Consider the following 18,610-nt stretch of genomic DNA (forward strand, 5'->3'; position numbering starts at 1 on the left):
TGCGGCTTTTTCAACAGGCATTTGTGGACATCAGCCGGCGAGGCGGTCGCCGCTGGCCGCTTCGGCCTTCATCTGGTCTGGCGAGCCCGGCCGGCCGAACAGGAAGCCCTGCACCTCGTCGCAGCCTTCGGCGAGCAGGAACCGGAACTGCTCGCTGGTCTCGACCCCCTCGGCCAGCACCGAGACGTCGAGGCTCTTGCCGAGCGCGACGATGGCGCGCACGAAGGCCTTGGACTGGCGGTTTCCGATCTCCTCGACGAAGGAACGGTCGAGCTTGATCTTGTCGAATGGGAAGGAGCGAAGCGTTTCCAGCGACGAATAGCCGGTGCCGAAATCGTCGATGGCGATGGTGACGCCGAGTGCCTTGATCTGGCGCAGCACATGCAGCGCGCGGGCCTTGTCGGCGATGATGGCGCTTTCGGTGACTTCCAGCTCCAGCCGCGCCGGCGAAAGCCCGGTCTCGGCCAGCACCCTGCGGACCTTTTCCGGCAACAGCGTATCGACCAGTTGCAGCGGCGACAGGTTGACGGCGATGCGGTGTGGCTGCGGCCAGGAAGCCGCCTCGCGGCAGGCGCGCTCCAGAACCCATTCGCCGAGCGCGGTAATCGCTCCGCTTTCCTCGGCCAGCGGAATGAAGGTCGAGGGCGGGATCAGCCCGTGCTTGGGATGACTCCAGCGCAGCAGCACCTCATAGCCGGTGGTGGCGTTGGTGCGCACTGCCTTCTGCACCTGGTAGGCGAGGAAGAACTGCTCCTCCTCCAGCGCCGGCGCGATGTCGCGGGCCAGCGCCCGGCGCTCGCGGGCCGCCTCGTCCATTCCCGCCTCGTAGAAGCTGATCTTCTCCTCCAGGCTGTCCTTGGAGCGGTACATGGCGAGGTCGGCATTGCCGAGCAGCCGCTCGCGATCCTGCGCATCCTGCGGATAGATGGCGACGCCGAGGCTGGCGGCGGGCGCCAGCGTGGTATGGCCGAGATCGACATGCTCGCTGAGCGCCGACACCAGGCGCGTGAGAAACCCCTGCAACTCCGATTGCTCGGAATAGGATTTAAGCGCCACGAATTCGTCGCCGCCGAAGCGGCCGACGGTTTCGGACGGGTCGGTGCCCTTGACCATGCGCTGCGCCAGCGTCGACAGCAAGGCGTCGCCACTGGCATGGCCGAAGGTGTCGTTGACTTCCTTGAACTTGTCGAGGTCGATGCAGATCGCCGCCACCCGCGCGCCGGTCCCGTCGGCGCTGTCGATGGCAGCGTCGAGGATCTCGGTGAAGCGGCGGCGGTTCGGCAGGCCGGTCAGCGTGTCGTGGCGGGCGAGATGGGCGATGCGCTCCTCGGAGCGGACGCGTTCGGTGATATCCTCGATGGTGGTCACCCAGGCGCCGTCGCCGGTCGGGCGATGGATGGTGCGCACCGTCTTGCCGTTGGCGATGACGCGCACGTCCTCGCCGCCCTCGGCGCTGACGATCAACCGGCGGTGACGTTCGTAAAAGGCGTCGATATCGCTCAGATGCTCGATGCCGAACTCGACGCGCAGGCTGCACAGCTCGCGAAACGTCCGGCCGGTGAGATCGGTCTCCGGCGCGAAGCCGAAGATTTCGCCGAGCCGGCCGTTGTGGAGCACCAGCTTCTCGTCCCTGTCGAACAGGCAGATGGCATTGGCCATGTGGTTCAGGGCGAGGTTGAGGTTTTGCGAGGCCTGCTGCAGCTTCTGCGCGGCCAGCATCTGCCCGGTGCAATCGCGGGTGATCTTGGCATAGCCGACCAGCCGCTTTTCCTCGTCATAGATCGGCTCGATGACCACATAAGCCCAGAAGCGGGTGCCATCCTTGCGCACTCGCCAGGCTTCGACCTCGAAGCGGCCTTCGCTGCGCGCCGTCGCCAGGGCGCGGGCGGGCGCGCCGCGCCGGCGTTCTTCCTCCGGATGAAAGATATGGAAGGACTGGCCGACGATCTCGGCCTCGCTGTAGCCCAGCGCCCGTTCCGCCCCGGCATTCCAGTTGCTGACGCGGCCGTCGAGATCGATCATGTAGATGGCATAATCGTTGACCGCCTGCACCAGCCGCTTGAAATTCGCCTCACCATCGGCGGCCGCCTTTTCGGCGCGCATGGCAAACAGCGCCGCCGCGAAGCCGGAAAACAGCAGCGACAGCGCCACGACGGTGATCATCATCACCATCAGATGCGCAGACAGCACGTCCTTGCTGGAGACCGCGCCGGCGCCAGGGATGACGCTGACGCTGCCCATGGCGGTGAAATGCATCAGCACGATACCGAGCGACATCAGCAGCGCCGGGATGGCGATGCGCCTGTGCGCCGCGCCATGCAACAGGAAGGCCGGAACGGAAAACACGACGGCGAGGACGATGGCGGCCAGCACCAGCATCCGCTCCCAGACGAGGGTTCCGGGAAACTCGATCGCCGCCATGCCGATGAAATGCATGCTGGAAACGCCGACGCCGAACAACAGGCCGGCCGCCAGCGCCGCCCCCATTCCGCCGAGAAACACGGCGCAGGCCGCCGCCGCCGACGTGGTCAGCACCGCAATCGCCAGAGAAAGCAGCGTCTGCGACAGCGCATAGCCGATGATCACGCCGGGATCATAAGCCAGCATCGCCACGAAATGCGTCGTCCAGATGCCGAAACCACCGGCGGCGCCGGCGCTCAGCAGCCAGATCAGCCGTGCCCGCCCCTCGCCCGCGCGCCCGCGGCGCAGAAGTAGAAAAGCGACATAGGAAGACAGGAAACACAAGATCCCCGCGAGGACGACCAGGCGCAGGTCATGCTCGAATGCCAGACAAGTGACGACTTTATACATTCCGCCCTCAGGATGCGCCGCGTTCCTTGTCCCATTCCGGCATCACCGGAGACCCGCAGCGTTCGATAATTGGACGCCACGATGCCGGCTGACAGTTGATTGCTGTTTAATTTCCAGATCAAAATTGGAGTCGAAAACATAGGTATTTGACTCGAAAGCGAGATTTCGACTCGTGAAAAACCCTTGATATCAAGGGATTCCCGCGTGCCGACAGGTCCCTGACGATCGATGCACGGCGGACGGGAAAATCCGCACGTCAACCGGCGCTCTGGATCAGCCGGGTTTCGCCGAGCAGGCCGCCTTCTTCAAGGATCGGATGGGCAACCGAGACGATATGGGCGTTGACGCGCTTGAGATCGCGCAGCATGTCGAGATGCAGCGAGCTGGTCTGCAGGCTTTCGGCGCTGCCGGAGCGCAGCCGGTCGAGATGACGCTCGGAGGATTCCTTCTCGATGCGGCGCACCTCGACCTTGAGCTGCATCAACTGCCGCGCCAGCCCGAAATCACGGGTGACGAAGATCGTCTGGGCAATGCGCAGATTGTCGATGGTCATCGCCAGGAAATCGCGCAGCTCCGCATGGCCGGCCTCGGAGAAGCGCAGTTGGTTGTCGATCTTCTTGGCGACCTGCTCGCGCAGGCCCTTTTCGATGATGTCGCCGATATGCTCGAGGTTGATGGCATAGTCGATGATGACGATCGAGCGGCGTCCGTGCTCCTCGTCCAATCCCTCGCTCTTCAGCTTGGAGAGATAGATCTTGACCTCCTGCTGCAGCAGGTCGACGCGTTTTTCCAGCGCCGGCACCTCGGCCAGCGGGCCGGTATCGTTGCGTTCCAGCGCATCGGCGATGCACATCAGCATCCGCTCGATCAGGTCGCCGACGGCCAGCACCTCGCGCGTGGCGCTGGCCAGCGCCACGACCGGCGTCGCCAGTTCGCGCTCGTCGAGGAAACGCGGGCCGCTTTCCGCCCTGGCCTCCTCGCGCACCAGCCGCGCCATCAGATTGGACAGCGCCCGCGAAAACGGCGCGGCGAGGATGGCGAGCAGGATGTTGAAGCCGAGATGGGCATCCACCGGCAGCTTTTCCGGAGACAGCGGCAGCATGGCCATCAACTCGCCGGCGAAACCGGCCAGCGGCAGGGCGATGACGCAGCCGATGGCGCGCACCAGCAGATTGCCCAGCGTGATGCGCCGCACCGCGGCAGGCGCGGCGAGCGAAGCGATAACCGGCGGAATGGCGCCGCCGAGATTGGCCCCGAGCACCAGCACGATGATCAGGCTGAGCGGCAGCGCGCCCGTGGAGGCGAGCGACAGGATCAGCACGACGGCGGCAAGCGACGAGGAGGAGACGAAGGCGACGCCGGCCGACAGCGCCAGCGCCACCGGCCAGGCATTGGCGAGCAGGCCGAAGAAGGCGGCGAGCGCCGGCGATTCCCGCATCGGCTCGGTCGCGGCGCCCAAGAGGTGCAGCGAGGTCAGCATCAGGCCGATGCCGACCAGCGCAAGGCCGCCGCCGCGCCGCGCCATCGCCTGGCTGCGATAGAGGATCATGCCGAGAAACAGCACCAGCGGCGCCAGCCACTCCACGCCGGCCGAAACGATCCAGGCGGTGACCGCGGTGCCGACATTGGCCCCGAGCAGCACGATCTGCGCCATGCGCGATTCGACCATGCGCTTTTCGACGAAGGAGGCGGTGAGCAGCGCGGTCGCGGTCGAGCTTTGCAGGGCGATGGTGGCGATGAAGCCGGACAGGAAGGAGCGCGAGGCGCTCTGCGTGCCCTTGGCCAGCCCCGAGCGCAGCTTGGCGCCGAAGGCCAGCGTCACGCCGTCCTTGACCTGCCGCAACCCGAACAGCAGCAGGGCGACCGCCCCGAAAAGATTGATCATCACCACTGTCGATGCCACGCCTGCGCCCTCTTCGTCGGTTGCCCGGCAGCGCATTTGCACCAGCCGAGTCGCCAGGAAAGCTTACCAGCTTACACCCATTCAAGAGGATGCACTTGTCATTTATGACAACTGGATGACAGGATTCGCGACGGATCCGCCGCGCCTCCTCGAATCAAAACGGGATCGATCTCTCCGAGCGCACCGGCGATATCGTCTGCTCGCCGAGGATTCTCTCGTTCAAGGTCGAGCGTATATGGGCAACCATTCGGACGCACGGCGCTCTCGTCCCGGTTCTTGTCTTATGCAATCGCGACGTGTCGGAATTGCAGGCAGCGCTGCACGTCGATCATGACGCGCGGGAAACGCTGAAAATCCGTGCTAGAATTCTTCCGCAGGGTCAGAGAGGCGCAGCGATCCGCGACAGGCCGACGATGACGAGCAGCAAAAACAGCAGCCAGCTCACCGCCTTGATTTTCCTGATACGGTCGGTGCGCACACCGTCCCAATCATAAACCATCTATTCTCCAGTCTTGTTCAAACTGAGGACAGGATAATATGCGGGCCTGTTGCGAAGCTTTCTACAAACTATTGATTTTTATAAGCCTGACTTAAGGTAAACTCCCTCGCGGCGCAACGGATGCAAAAAAGGGCGGCCCCAAGGGGAGCCGCCCTTTTTCTGCTTCACATCAGGACAATACCCTCAATCTATATCGAAGCCCGCCTGTGGGTCGGAAAGCGCCAGGCCATCCAGCGCGATCGCATAGGCGCCGTCGGCCCCGCGCGTCACCGTCAAGGTGCGGCGGCGCTCGCCCAGGCGAATCTCCGCCTCGAAGCCCGGCCATTGCGCCGGCAGCGCCGGCTTCACCTGCAGGCGGTTGCCGAACTTGCGGATGCCGAGAATGCCTTCGACGGCGCTGCGATAGAGCCAGCCGGCTGAGCCCGTATACCAGGTCCAGCCGCCGCGCCCGGTGCGGTCGGCCGCGCCATAAACATCGGCGGCGACCACATAAGGCTCGACGCGGTATGTCTCCGCCGCCTCGGCATCGAGGGAATGGCCGACCGGATTGAGCAGCGAGAAGCAAGCGAAGGCATCGTCGCCGCGCCCGAGCTCGGCCAGCGCCATCACCACCCAGGTGGCGGCATGGGTATACTGGCCGCCGTTTTCGCGCACGCCGGGCGGATAGGCGGCGATATAGCCGGGATCCTTGTCGGTGTCGTCGAAGGGCGGGGTGAAAAGGCGGATGATGCCGGCCTCACGATCGACCAGCCGCGCCATGACGGCATCCATCGCCTGCCCGCGCCGGGCCGGATCGCCCTGCCCCGAGAGCACGCTCCAGGATTGCGCAATCGAATCGATCTGGCATTCCGGCTGGTCCTTGGAACCGAGCGGCGTGCCGTCGTCGAAATAGCCGCGGCGATAATAGTCGCCGTCCCAGCCCGCCGTTTCCAGCGCCTGCTTGAGCGAAGCGAGATGCCCGCTCCAGCGCTCGGCCCTGATGGTATCGCCCCGGTCGCGGGCATGGACGACGAAGGCATCGAGCGTGCCGGCCAGGAACCAGCCGAGCCAGACGCTCTCGCCCTTGCCCTTGATGCCGACGCGGTTCATGCCGTCGTTCCAGTCGCCGCCGAGGATCAGCGGCAGGCCGTTCGGGCCGGTGCGGGCGATGGCGAGGTCGAGGGCCAGCGCCGCATGCTCGTAGACGCTGACCGTATCCTCGGAAACACCCGGCTTGTAGAAGGAATCATGCTGGCCGGGCTGAAGTGCCGCCCCTTCGAGGAAAGGAAGCTGCTCGTCAAGCAGCGAGCGGTCGCCGACCGCCTCGCAATAGTGATGGATCGCATAGGCGAGCCACACCACGTCGTCGGCGATCAGCGTGCGCACGCCGGCCCCGGTCTGCGGCAGCCACCAGTGCTGCACGTCGCCTTCGCGGAACTGGCGGCCGGCGGCATTGAGGATCTGCCGCCGCGCCAGCGACGGATCGTGCAGGATGAAGGCCAGCGTATCCTGAAGCTGGTCGCGGAAACCGTAGGCGCCGGAGGCCTGGTAGAAGGCCGAGCGCGCCATGATGCGGCAGGCGAGCGCCTGGTAGGGCAGCCAGCCATTGACCAGATGGTTCATCGAGGCATCCGGGGTGCGCACCGTCACGTGGCCGGTGAAGGCGCGCCAATAGGCCTTTTCGCCTTCGAGGATCGCATCGAAGTCCGCTCCCTTGATGTCGCGGACCAGCGACAGCGCCTGTTCGCGGTCGTCACCATCGCCGAGATGGAAGACGATGTCGTGCGATGCGCCCGGCGCCAGCGTCACGTCGATGGCAAGTGCCGCGCAGACGTCGCCGTCCGGCTCCACCGTGCCAGAGAGCGGCAGCCCCTTCACGACCGCCTGCGGCAGCCGCACCGACCCGTCCTTGCCGATGAACTCGCGGCGGCTGGAGGAGAGGCTGGAGGGCATTTCGCTCGCCGACAGGAAGGCGGAACGGGCAGAGAAATCGATGCTGTAGGGGTTGCCGGCGAGCAGCGCCCCACCTTCGGCATCGTGGAACGGCACGATGAAGGGCGCGGTGCGCTGGCCGTTATTGCCGAGCAGCCACTCGACATAGGCGTAAGCGCGCAGCCGCTTCGGCGCGCCCGAGCGGTTGGTGAGGCGCAGGCGCGAAAGCTTGACCGAGCGGGTGCGGTCGACCGTCTGTGTCAGTTCCAGCCCGATGTCCTGCTGCGTCGAGGCGAAATGCGAGAAGCCGAAGCCATGGCGCGCCTCGAACTCCACCGAGGCATCGGTGGAAAGGGCCGCCATCGGCGTCAGCACCGCCTTGCTGTCGGTATCGACGACATAGAAGGCTTCGCCCGGCCGATTGCTGACCGGATCGTTCGACCACGGGGTCAGCTGGTAGTCGCGCGAATTGCGGCTCCAGGTGAAGCCGGCGCCTTCGGCCGAGACGTGGAAGCCGAAGCGATCGTTGGTGATGACGTTGATCCACGGCTGCGGCGTGGCGCCGCCGCCGTGGAGGCGCACGACATAGTCCTCGCCGCCCTGCTCGAAACCGCCGAAACCATTCCAGAAGTCGAGGTCGCCGCGATCTTCGACCGGCTTTGCAGCAAAGGCCGGGCGATAGGGTTTCAGCGCCAGCGGCTTCAGCGGCGCGGGTGCGACCGGTTCCGTCGGGCGCGGGCCGGCAAACAGCGCCAGTTCGCGGGCGATCTGGTCGACGATCTTGCCGTTGCGGGCATGGAAGACGACGCGGGCGGTCGCCAGCAGCGCGTTCCAGGTCTCTGTATCCATCAGGTCGCGGCGCACGGCGAAGATATGCTGGCGCAACCCGTCGCCCTGGCCGAGACGGCGCAGGTTTTCGCAGGCGGCGTCGAGCGCATGCTGCATGTCCTGCGCGTAGGACGCGGCCCGCTCGTTGACGATGACCAGATCGGCCGTGACGCCGCGCGAGCGCAGATATTCCTGCGCGCCCAGCGCCTCGCGGGCGATGTGCATGTCCATGTCGTCATTGATGCGCAGCGCAAAGATCGGATGGTCGCCGGAAATCGCCAGCGGCCACAGCGAGGATTGCGAGCGCAACCCTTCCGCCACCGTCGCGGCATCCATGCGCAGCTGCATGTCGGGATAGACGAGGTGGCGGCCGAGAAGCTGGTAGGCGGCGGCCTGCTGCGAGGTGACGCCGACATGGCGCATCTGCACCTGCGTGCGCGTCCAGGCATGGGTCAGCTCGTGGGCGAAAGCATCCGGGTGGCGATAGCGGTCGACGGCCTTGTCGGTCTCCTCGCGATTGGGGGCCGCGATGGTCCAGAAGATCACCGACACCTTCTTGCCGGCCGGCACGCGGATGGTGCGGCGCAGTGACAGGACCGGATCGAGCGTGAAGCCGTCGCTGCCCGACAGCGTCGCGCCGGGATCGAAGGCGGCGGCGTCGGAGAGCGTGCGGCCGCGCCCGATGAACTTGCGCCGGTCCGTCTCGAATTCCGTATGGCGGGAATTGCCGGCATTGTCGACGATCAGATGCGCGACGCACATGTCGGGATCGGAGGGGCTGCGCTTGTTGCGCTCGGCGCGGATGACGTCGCCGCGCCGGCCGATCTCGGTCTTCAGGAACATGCGCGAGAAGGCGGGATGGGCGTTATCGGTGTCGTCGGCGGCCAGCACCGGCTCCATATAGGAGGTCACCTCGATGAAGCGGTCCTCCGCACCCATGTTGAGCAGCGTCAGACGGCGGCCTTCGGCGTCATGCTCGGTGGCGATGATGCATTCGACCTCGCTGACGAGATCGCCGACCGTCTTGTGGAATTCGGCATGGTCGTCGCTGAAGATCGCCTTGGCGATTTCGCCCTCGACCCGGCGCGGCTCCGATGTCGCCGACCACCACTGGCCGCTCGCCACATCGCGCAGGAAGATGAAGGTGCCCCAGCGGTCCTCGGTCGGATCGGCCTTCCAGCGGGCGACCGTCTGGCCGTTCCAGCGGGAATAGCCCGCACCGGTCGCGGTCAGCATCACCGAATAATGGCCGTTCGACAGGAAAACCAGCTCGCGATCCTTGGCGGCGGGATCGTCGATGATACGCACTTCCGGACGCGGCAGGTCGGCCTGCTCGTCGCCGGGCGTGGAGGATTCCTCCTTGGTGGTCATCACCTGGATGTCGCGCGGCGCCTTTTCCTGCAACAGCAGCTCGGCCGCTTCAACCACCGGATCGGAATGGAACAACTCGCGCAGCCAGCCGGCGAAGGCGACGTTGGCGACGGCGGCGATCGACATGCCGTGATGGTGGGCATAATAGTTGTAGACCACCGCGCAGGTCTGGCCCTCGGGCACGCGGGTCGGGGTGAAATCGACCGCGTCGTGATAGCCGTAGACACCGAGCGCGCCGAGCTTGCGCAGCCGCTCGAGGTTTTCCAGCGCCGCTTCCGGCGCATACATGCTGGCCAGGATCGAGGCATAGGGCGCGATGACGGCATTCTGGCCGAGACCGCGCTTGAGGCCCAGCGTCGGCACCCCGAAATTGGTGTACTGGTAGGTGAGCTGGTGGTCGCGGGCGTTGAAGGCGGCTTCGGAAATGCCCCAGGGCGTGCCGAGGCGGCGGCCATGGTTCATCTGCTCGCGCACGACGAGATTGTTCGTCTGGTTGAGGATGCCGCCCTGGCGCTCCTGCATGACGAGCGGCGGCATCAGATATTCGAACATCGAGCCTGACCAGGAGACCAGCGCGCCGCGCAGGCCGACGGGCACGACCTGGCGGCCGAGCTTGTACCAGTGCTCGGTCGGCAGATCGCCCTTGGCGATGGCGAACAGGCTGGTCAGACGCGCTTCGGAGGCGAGAAGGTCGTAGCAGGCCTCGTCCAGCTCGCCGCTTTCGACGCGGAAACCGATGGACAAGAGCCGGCGCTCCTGCCGGAACAGGAAGCTGAAATCCATCGAGAAGGCGAGATCGCGGGTGCGGTCGCGCAATCTGGCGAGGCGGGCGCGCAGCGGCTCGATGTTGGAGAGATCGAAGACGCTGTCGGCGACATGGTCCTCACAGACCGCCACCAAAGACCCCGCCCAGACGGTGACTTCGCGGCTTTGCGGCGAATGCACCTCGTGATCGAGATTGGCCGCCAGCTTCTGGATGTCGCGGGCGAGCACCGACAGGTTGATGATGCGGATCGAGGCGAATTCATGCTCGCGCTTGACGGCGGCGAGCGCGTTCTGGAAACCGATGATGCGCTCTTCCAGCCGGCGGCGCAGCGGTCGCACCGTCTTGCGGTCGTCCGGCAGGTCGTTCAGCACCTCGCCGAGAATGCCGGCGACATCGCCGACGCCGTCGAGATTGCCCTGCAGATGCGCGGACGGCGCTTCCGCCCAGGCGCGGCAGGCGGAAGAAACCGCGATCAGGTGGCCGGCGAGGTTGCCGCTGTCGACGGCGGAGACGTAGCGCGGCCCCAGGGTCTGCAGCGTGTCGGTGTGATACCAGTTGAACAGGTGGCCGCGGAATTTCTCCATCTTTTCCAGTGTCGCCACCGTCTTTTCCAGGCGGTCGATGGTCTGCTCGAAGGAGAACCAGCCGAAATGCCGGCCCGATATCACCGACAGCAGGTAGACGCCGATATTGGTCGGCGAGGTGCGGGCGGCGACGATCGGGTTCGGCTTTTCCTGGAAATTGTCCGGGGGCAGATAGTTCTGCTCCTCGCTGACGAAGGTCTCGAAATAACGCCAGGTGCGCCGCGCCACCTTGCGCAGTTCTTCCGTCACTTCCGCGGAGACCTCGAGCCGGTCCTCCGTCTCGGCAGACTGGCTGACATACCAGGCGATCGCCGGCGAGACGATCCACAGAAGCGCGAAGGGAATGCCGACGAGAAAGGCGTTGTCGCCCGGCAGCGCCGCGAAGGCGAGGCCGAGAATCGCGGCGAGCGGCGCCTGCCACATGGTCTTGTAGAAGCTCAGGATCGTCCCTTGCGCACTCGACTGGACGCTGGCGGCGGTGCGCCATTCCAGCATCAGCTTATGGGAAACGAACAGGCGATAGAGCGAGCGGATGATGGCGTCGGCCATCAGGCAGGCGGTATGGGCGATGAAGACGATGCGCAGCGCAACTTGCGCGTTGGCGGCGCGGATATCCGACCAGACGGTGTAGAGATGGGCGCTGGGAATGATATCGCTGGAGCGCGGCACGATGCCGGAGATCAGCGACAGGGTGGGGGCGACGAACAGGCTGAAGATCAGCACGATCTGCCAGATCAGCGCGCCGAGCGGATCCATGAAATACCAGCCGAGCACCGAGGCGAAGAACCAGGCGATCGGGGTCAGCGAACGGCGCAGGTTGTCGACCATCTTCCAGCGGCCGAGCGCGGGAACGCCCCGCGCGGGGTTGAAGATATAGGGCAGCAACTGCCAGTCGCCGCGCGCCCAGCGATGCTGGCGCGAGACTTCCACCTCGTAGCGGGTCGGGAAATCCTCGACCAGCTCGACATCGGTGACCAGCGCGCAACGCGCCATCGAGCCTTCGAGCAGGTCGTGGCTGAGCACGGCGTTTTCGTCGATGCGGCCCTTCAGCGACGCCTCGAAGGCATCGACGTGATAGAGGCCCTTGCCGGTGAAGGTGCCTTCGCCGGTCAGATCCTGATAGACGTCGGAGACGGTGAAGACATAAGGATCGACGCCGCGATTGATCGAGAAGACGCGCTGGAAGACGGAGGCGTCCTCGCCGGTGGTCAGCGACGGTGTCACGCGCGGCTGCAGCAACCCGTAGCCGGAGGTGACGCGCTTGGTTTCCGTGTCGAAGACCGGGCGATTGATCGGGTGGTAGAGCTTACCGACCAGCTTGGTGACCGCGTCGCGCATCAGGCGCGTGTCGGAATCCAGCGTCATGACATATTGCACGTCGGCCGGCACGGTGTTGGCGCCGGGCAGGAAAGTGGTGTCGGCATCGCCGCGCAGCAGCAGATTCAGTTCATGCAGCTTGCCGCGCTTGCGCTCCCATCCCATCCAGGCGCCTTCGCCCGGATTGTAGAGCCGGCGGCGGTGGAGGAAATAGAAACGCGTCTTGCCGTCATAAGCGTATTTTTCGCTGAGCGCCGCGATTTCCTTGCGTGCATATTCGAAGACGGCGACATCGGCCTCCGTCTCCTCCTTCTGGCTGTCCGGCCAGTCGCTGAGCAGGGCGAAATAGATTTCGCCGCGCGGATTGGCGAGGTAATGGACTTCCAGGTTGCGCACCAGCTCGTCGACGCCGTCGCGGTTGGAGATCAGCGACGGCACGACCAGCAGCGTGCGCGCATCCTCCGGGATGCCCTCCTTGAATTCGTAGCCGATCAGCCGCGCAGGCGTCACGAAGAAGGTGACAAGCGTGTTGAACAGGCCGGTCGCGCCCTCCGAGGCCGGCAGCGAGAACATCGCCAGCAGGATGACGATCTGGCCGAGCGGCATGCCGAAGCGCGCCATGAACCAGCCGACCAGCGCCAGGACCAGCACGGTCAGCAGCACCACGGGAGCGGCGACCGCCAGCCAGTGGAAGGAACGGACGCGGCGCACGATATGCTGCAGCGGCGTCGGACGGTAATCGATCGCCTTTTCCAGCGCCTTGCGCTGGCTGCCGACCAGATAGGAGCCGATATTCGGCTCATGATCGCCCTTCTTTTCGGCGCGCCGGTCGGCCTCGGTGAGGTCGACGACGGTATGGGCGATGTCCAGCTCGCTGCGGTCGCTGTAGCGCGCCAGCTTCTCGACCTGCTTGCGGTATTTGTTGCGCGAACCCGGATCGAGTTCGCCGTAATCGGTCTTTTCGAAGAACAGCCGGTCGACATGGCTGACCTGCTCGACCCATACCGCCCATTCGGTGTCGTCGATCTCGCGCAGGCTGCGGATGATGTTGCCCATCGTGACATTGCCGGAGGACAGGCGGTTATGCTCCGCAATCATCGTTTCCTCGGCGTCGCTGCCGGCCTTTTCCAGCCGCTCCTCCAGCCAGGAGATGGCGAAGGCCGCGCCTTGGGCGCCGTCGCGCAGGCGGTAGAGGAACTGGGTAGCGAAGGTGCTGTCCTCGGCCAGCGGCTCGATGCTTTTCAGCAGATCGGCGCTTTTCGCCGGATCGTTGATGCGGATCAACTCGTCGGCGATGTCGTTGGCGCGGCGGCGCATGTGACGCGAACGCTCGACACGGATGGAAATGCGCCTGAGGTTCTCGATCAGCACATAACGCACCATCGAGGGCAGCGCCCACAATTCGCCGATCTCCAGCGTCTTCACCGACTGGAAGCCGTCGACCAGCGCCGTCAGGCTTTCCTGCGAGACGGTGCTGTGGGTATGGGCGACGTAGAGCCAGGCCAGCGCCGTCACCCGCGGTATCTCGATGCCGCCGATGCGCATGGTCGGAAGCTGGCGATAGAAGCGGCGCGGAAAATCGCGGCGCACTTCCTGGATCGCCTCCTCGACGATGTAGTGGTTGTCGAGCAGCCATTCGGCGGCGGGCGTGATCGTCGCGCCGGCGGCGACATCGGCGGCCGTGGCGCGATAGACCCTGAGGATCTCCCGCTCGTTCTCCTTGTGCCGGGCGAAGAAATCGAAGGCGGCGAAGGCCGGCAGCGCCGGGGCGCCGTCACGCGCCAGCCCCATGCCGCACGCGCTCAGCTCGTCCTTGGTGAAATAGGTGGAGCGGATGGAATCGTTATGGTCGATCTGCTTCGCTTCGGTCTCGCGGGAGGACGCGGGGGTCGACATGTGAAATGACATGGGGGCCTGATTCTGGATCGGAACAGCGATAGGGTCTCAACGGCCTTAGCCGGTTTTCCCGACAACACATAATGGAATATGTGCGCTCGGAAAGGCCGGGGGCCGGTTCAATGGCAGTCTATCCTTATCCGGAGCAAAATGAACCGAAGCTGACCGACCGGCAAGAGGCGCGGCCGCTGCCCCGCAAGTTCAGGTGGCGCGCCGGATTTCCCATGCAAAAAGGCCGGCATCGCGCCGGCCCTTCCGTCACTGATTTGCATGGGCCTCAGGGCCTGGCCAGATAGGCTTCCGCCAGCTCCACCCAGAAGGAAGCGCCGATGGGCAGGATGTCGTCGTTGAAGTCGTAGCGCGGATGATGCAGCGAGGGATCGTTTTCCGTGCGGCGCGTGCCGAGGAAGAAATAGCTGCCCGGACGCTTTTCCAGCATGTAGGCGAAGTCTTCGCTGCCCATGAACGGACGGGCGAGATCGTAGACCTTGTCCTCGCCGGCGAAACGTTTTGCCAGGTCGCGCACGAAATCCGTCTCGGCCTTGTGGTTGACGGTGGCGCTATAGCTGCGCTCGTAGTTGACGGATGCGGTCATGCCGTAGCTTTCGGCCTGGCGCTCGGCGATCAGGGTGATGCGGCGCTGCAGCTCGTCGCGGGTCGCCGGATCGTAGGAGCGGATCCCGACGACGATATCGGCATGGTCGGGAATGATGTTGCTGGCGGTGCCGGCGCGGAAGACGCCGACGGTGACCACGGCCGGCTCCAGCGGATGGATGTTGCGCGAGACGATGCTCTGCAGCGCCATGACGATCGAGGCGCCGGCGACCACCGGATCGGCGGTCTCCTGCGGTTCGGCGCCGTGGCCGCCCTTGCCCTGAACGCGGATGCGGCATTCGTCGACGGCAGCCATGATCGGGCCTTCGCGCAGCGCGAAATGGCCGAAGGGAATGCCGGGATCGTTGTGCAGGCCGAAGACGGCGTCGCAGGAGAAGCGCTCGAACAGGCCTTCCTCGACCATGATGCGCGCGCCGCCGAAATTCTCCTCGGCCGGCTGGAAGATCAGGTTGATCGTGCCGTCGAAATTGCGGCGCTCGGCCAGCATCTTGGCAGCACCCAGCAGCATGGTCGTGTGGCCGTCATGGCCGCAGGCATGCATGGCGCCCGGATGCTGGCTGGCATAGTCGAGCCCGGTTTCCTCCTGGATCGGCAGGGCGTCGATATCGGCGCGGATGCCGATCGAGCGCTGCGACGTGCCGTTGCGCAAGGTGGCGACGATGCCGGTCCCGGCCAGCCCGCGCGTCACCTCATAGCCCATCGCCGTCAATTGTCCGGCGATGTAGTCGGAGGTCTTGAACTCCGACAGGCCGATTTCCGGAATCTGATGGAGGAAATGCCGGGTTGCCACGAGATCGGGCATAATGTTCGCGAACGGATAGGTCATGTCATGCACCACGAGTTGGAACGCGGTTTTCCAGCAAACGGAAGGCCGCGATCAGAATGCCGGTCAGGCAAAGATAGATGAGCGCCAGCAGCAGCAGCGGCTCATAGGTGAGGTATGTATCCTGTCTTACCTTGGAAATCACCGCATAAACGTCGATGACGGTGATGGTGGCCACAAGCGGCGTCGATTTCAGCTGGAGAACGGTTTCGCCCGTCAGTGTCGGCAGGGCGCGGTTGATGGCGCGCGGCAGCCAGATGCGCCTAAACAGGGTGAAACGCCCCATGCCGAAGGCGCGCCCCGCCTCCAGCTCGCCCTTGGGAACGCCGGCGAAGGCGCCGCGCATCACCTCGCCCTCATAGGCGGCGAACGAGATCATCAGCGCCGTGAAACCGTAAGGCCAGGCCTGGCGCAGATAGGGCCAGAGGAAGGAGGAACGGATCTCCGGAAATTGCGCGAACACCGAGCCGAGCCCATAATAGAGCAGCCAGAGCTGCAGGAGCAGCGGCGTGCCGCGAATGATGGTGCAGAAACCCTTGGCAAGCCAGGCGAGCGGCCACGGCCCTGTGACCTGCACCAGCCCGAGCGGCACCGCGAACAGGAAACCGATCGCGGTGGTGGTCGCCAGCATCAGCAGCGACTGGCCGATGCCGGCGATCAGCCGGTCCTGGTATCTCGGGATCCAGTCCCAGCGCAGGAACCAGATGGCGCAGAAGACGATGACCGCGAACGCCGCCATCAGGAACAGGCGATGCGGCTCGAACAGGCTGCGGCCCTTGGGAAGATGCGGCGCGGTGATGGCGGAAAGGGGAAGGGGTTCGCTCATGATCTTACACCGGTCTCGCCATGCCGCGCCGCGAGCGTCTTTCGATGATGCCGATCGCAACGTTCGACACCAGCGTCAGCGCCAGGTAGAGCACGCCCGCCGCCATGTAGAACATCATGTAGGCCTTGGTGGAGCCGGCTGCCTGGCGCGTCACCAGCGTCAGCTCGCTGAAACCGACGACTGCGAGCAGGGCCGTGTCCTTGGTGGCGATCAGCCAGAGATTGGAGAGGCCGGGAATGGCATAGGGCAGCATGGCCGGCAGCGTCACCCGGCGCATGACCAGCATCGGCGACATGCCGTAGGCGCGCGCCGCCTCGATCTGCCCCGGCGGCACCGCCTTGATGGCACCGCGCAGCACCTCGGTCGAATAGGCGCCCTGCACCACGCCGATGACGAAGATACCGGCGACCAGCCCGTTGATATCGACCGGCCCGACGCCGAACAGCGCCAGAAGCTGGTTCACAGCATCCGTGCCGGCGTAGTAGAGCAGCAGGATCAGCACCAGTTCCGGCACGGCGCGGATCAGCGTCGTATAGACCTCCATGAGGTCGCGCAGGATCGGGCCGCCATAGAGCTTGCCACAGGCGCCGCCGATGCCGAGCAGCAGCCCGAGGCAGTAGCCGCCCACCGCAAGCTCCAGCGAGGCGACGAACCCCTTGAGTAGTACCCCGCCCCAGCCGGGCGCATCCAGCGCCAGCAGGCTGAGATCGAACATCGTGGCGGAGGATGCAGCCATCGGAAATTCCCTTCGCACCGGCGCCGGCCGACGAAGCGGCCTGCGCCTCGGATCGTTTCAGGCGGGCGGCCCGGCGCCGGGCCACCCGGCGGGGATCATTTTCCGTAGATGTCGAAGGCGAAATACTTCTTGGAGAAGGCGTCGTAAGTGCCGTTGGCGCGGATCGCCTTGATGGCGGCGTTCAGCTTTTCCTTCAGCTCGGTCTCGCCCTTGCGGATGCCGATGCCGACGCCGAGGCCCAGGATCGCCGGATCGTCGGCGACGGTGCCTTTCAGGTCGCAGCAGGCGCCCTGCTCGGACTTCAGGAAGGCGTCGAGCGCGATCGAATCGGCCTGCACGGCGTCGATGCGGCCGGCGGCCAGATCCTGGTTGGCCTCATCCTGCGTCTGGTATTCCTTGATCTCGGTGCCGTTGGCGCCGAAATACTTGTTGGCATAGACCTGGTGGATGGTGGAGACCTGCACGCCGAGCACCTTGCCCTTCAGCCCCTCGGGCGTGGCGTCGAACTTCTGGTCCTTCGGGCCGATGATGCCGGGCGGCGTATTGTAATACTTGTCGGTGAAATCGATCGACTTGAGGCGCTCCTCGGTGATCGACATCGAACCGATGATCATATCGATCTTCTTGGAGTTCAGCGCCGGGATGATGCCGTCCCAGGCAACGGGGGTGACGACGCAGTCGAGCTTCGCTTCCTTGCAGATCGCGTCCTTGAAATCGACTTCCCAGCCGACCCAGTTGCCATTGGCGTCCGGCGAGGTGAAGGGCGGATAGGGCTCGGCGGCGAAGCCGACCTTGAGCTGCTCGGCCGAGGCCGCCGCCATGCCGGCCAAGCCGATTGCCAGCGCCGCCACGAGCGTCTTGACGATGGATTTCATGAATTTCCCCTTTGTCTTGGTTTTTGGAATTTGGTTGGAAAAGGCAATCGAGGCCCGCATCAATGGATGGAGCTGATGAACTTCTTCAGCCGCTCGGACTTCGGATCGCCGAAGAGCTGCGCGGGCGGGCCCTGCTCCTCGATGACGCCGTTGTGCAGGAAGACGACATGGCTGGAGACGTCGCGGGCGAATTTCATCTCGTGGGTGACGAGAATCATCGTGCGCTTCTCCTTGGCGAGATCGCCGATGACGGTGAGCACCTCGCCCACCAGTTCGGGATCGAGCGCCGAGGTCGGCTCGTCGAACAGCATCACCAGCGGCTGAATGGCCAGCGCCCGGGCGATGGCGGCGCGCTGCTGCTGGCCGCCGGACATGAACGACGGATAGACGTCGCGCTTTTCGTAGAGCCCGACGCGGCGCAGCAGCGCCTCGCCGATCTCGACCGCCTTGTCCCTGGGCATGCCCAGGACATGCACCGGCACCTCGATGACGTTCTGCAGCACCGTCATGTGCTGCCAAAGGTTGAAACTCTGGAACACCATGCCGAGCTGGGTGCGGATGCGCTGCACCTGCTTGCGGTTGGAAGGCATCAGCCCGCCATGGCCGTCGCTCTTCATGGTGATGGTTTCGCCGTGAATGGTGATCTCGCCGGCGCTCGGCAGCTCCAGCAGGTTGATGCAGCGCAGGAAGGTCGATTTCCCCGAGCCGGAACCGCCGATGATGGCGATGACATCGCCCTGTTTCGCCGTGAGAGAAACGCCTTTGAGAACCTCGAGCGCGCCGAAGCGCTTGTGCAGGTTCGATACGTGAAGGGCCTCGGCCGTATCCGTCATATATATAATCCGCCCA

8 protein-coding genes are annotated in these 18,610 nt (G+C 65.0%); all 8 read right to left on the minus strand.

From position 1 onward, the window contains the following. Positions 1-30: 30 nt before the first annotated feature. Positions 31-2,811 carry an EAL domain-containing protein gene (locus tag P7F60_RS14340; RefSeq protein WP_277918410.1) on the minus strand — a complete coding sequence of 927 codons (2,781 nt, stop codon included), beginning with the start codon at positions 2,809-2,811 and terminating at the stop codon, positions 31-33. 256 nt (positions 2,812-3,067) lie between these two features. Then, entirely contained in the window at positions 3,068-4,714 is a 1,647-nt protein-coding gene (locus P7F60_RS14345; protein ID WP_277918411.1) for a Na/Pi cotransporter family protein, read from the minus strand. 682 nt (positions 4,715-5,396) lie between these two features. Next, the gene (locus tag P7F60_RS14350; RefSeq protein ID WP_277918412.1) at positions 5,397-13,898 is read right to left on the minus strand and encodes a glucoamylase family protein; all 8,502 of its coding nucleotides are present in this window, start codon (positions 13,896-13,898) and stop codon (positions 5,397-5,399) included. 265 nt (positions 13,899-14,163) lie between these two features. Then, the gene (locus P7F60_RS14355) at positions 14,164-15,327 is read right to left on the minus strand and encodes a M20 aminoacylase family protein (RefSeq protein ID WP_277918413.1); all 1,164 of its coding nucleotides are present in this window, start codon (positions 15,325-15,327) and stop codon (positions 14,164-14,166) included. A gap of 1 nt (position 15,328) precedes the next feature. Next, a complete protein-coding gene (locus tag P7F60_RS14360; protein ID WP_277918414.1) occupies positions 15,329-16,150 on the minus strand; it encodes an ABC transporter permease subunit in 822 nt (273 codons plus the stop codon). Between the two features lie 4 nt (positions 16,151-16,154). Then, positions 16,155-16,886: an ABC transporter permease gene (locus tag P7F60_RS14365; RefSeq protein ID WP_277918415.1), complete on the minus strand. Its 732-nt coding sequence runs from the start codon at positions 16,884-16,886 to the stop codon at positions 16,155-16,157. A gap of 95 nt (positions 16,887-16,981) precedes the next feature. Beyond that, positions 16,982-17,761 (minus strand): transporter substrate-binding domain-containing protein, encoded by a 780-nt coding sequence (locus tag P7F60_RS14370; protein WP_277918416.1) that lies wholly within the window; start codon positions 17,759-17,761, stop codon positions 16,982-16,984. A 59-nt stretch (positions 17,762-17,820) separates the two neighbouring features. Continuing rightward, positions 17,821-18,594: an ATP-binding cassette domain-containing protein gene (locus tag P7F60_RS14375; protein WP_277918417.1), complete on the minus strand. Its 774-nt coding sequence runs from the start codon at positions 18,592-18,594 to the stop codon at positions 17,821-17,823. Positions 18,595-18,610: the final 16 nt, after the last annotated feature.

Origin of the sequence: Rhizobium sp. YJ-22 (assembly GCF_029601685.1) — a bacterium.
Classification (GTDB): Bacteria; Pseudomonadota; Alphaproteobacteria; order Rhizobiales; family Rhizobiaceae; genus Metarhizobium.

Excerpts from the sequence above, each read along its gene's own strand:
- P7F60_RS14340 (WP_277918410.1), bottom strand. The coding sequence starts at position 2,811 with ATGTATAAAGTCGTCACTTGTCTGGCATTCGAGCATGACCTGCGCCTG.
- P7F60_RS14350 (WP_277918412.1), bottom strand. The coding sequence starts at position 13,898 with ATGTCATTTCACATGTCGACCCCCGCGTCCTCCCGCGAGACCGAAGCG.
- P7F60_RS14355 (WP_277918413.1), bottom strand. The coding sequence starts at position 15,327 with ATGACCTATCCGTTCGCGAACATTATGCCCGATCTCGTGGCAACCCGG.
- P7F60_RS14360 (WP_277918414.1), bottom strand. The coding sequence starts at position 16,150 with ATGAGCGAACCCCTTCCCCTTTCCGCCATCACCGCGCCGCATCTTCCC.
- P7F60_RS14365 (WP_277918415.1), bottom strand. The coding sequence starts at position 16,886 with ATGGCTGCATCCTCCGCCACGATGTTCGATCTCAGCCTGCTGGCGCTG.
- P7F60_RS14370 (WP_277918416.1), bottom strand. The coding sequence starts at position 17,761 with ATGAAATCCATCGTCAAGACGCTCGTGGCGGCGCTGGCAATCGGCTTG.
- P7F60_RS14375 (WP_277918417.1), bottom strand. The coding sequence starts at position 18,594 with ATGACGGATACGGCCGAGGCCCTTCACGTATCGAACCTGCACAAGCGC.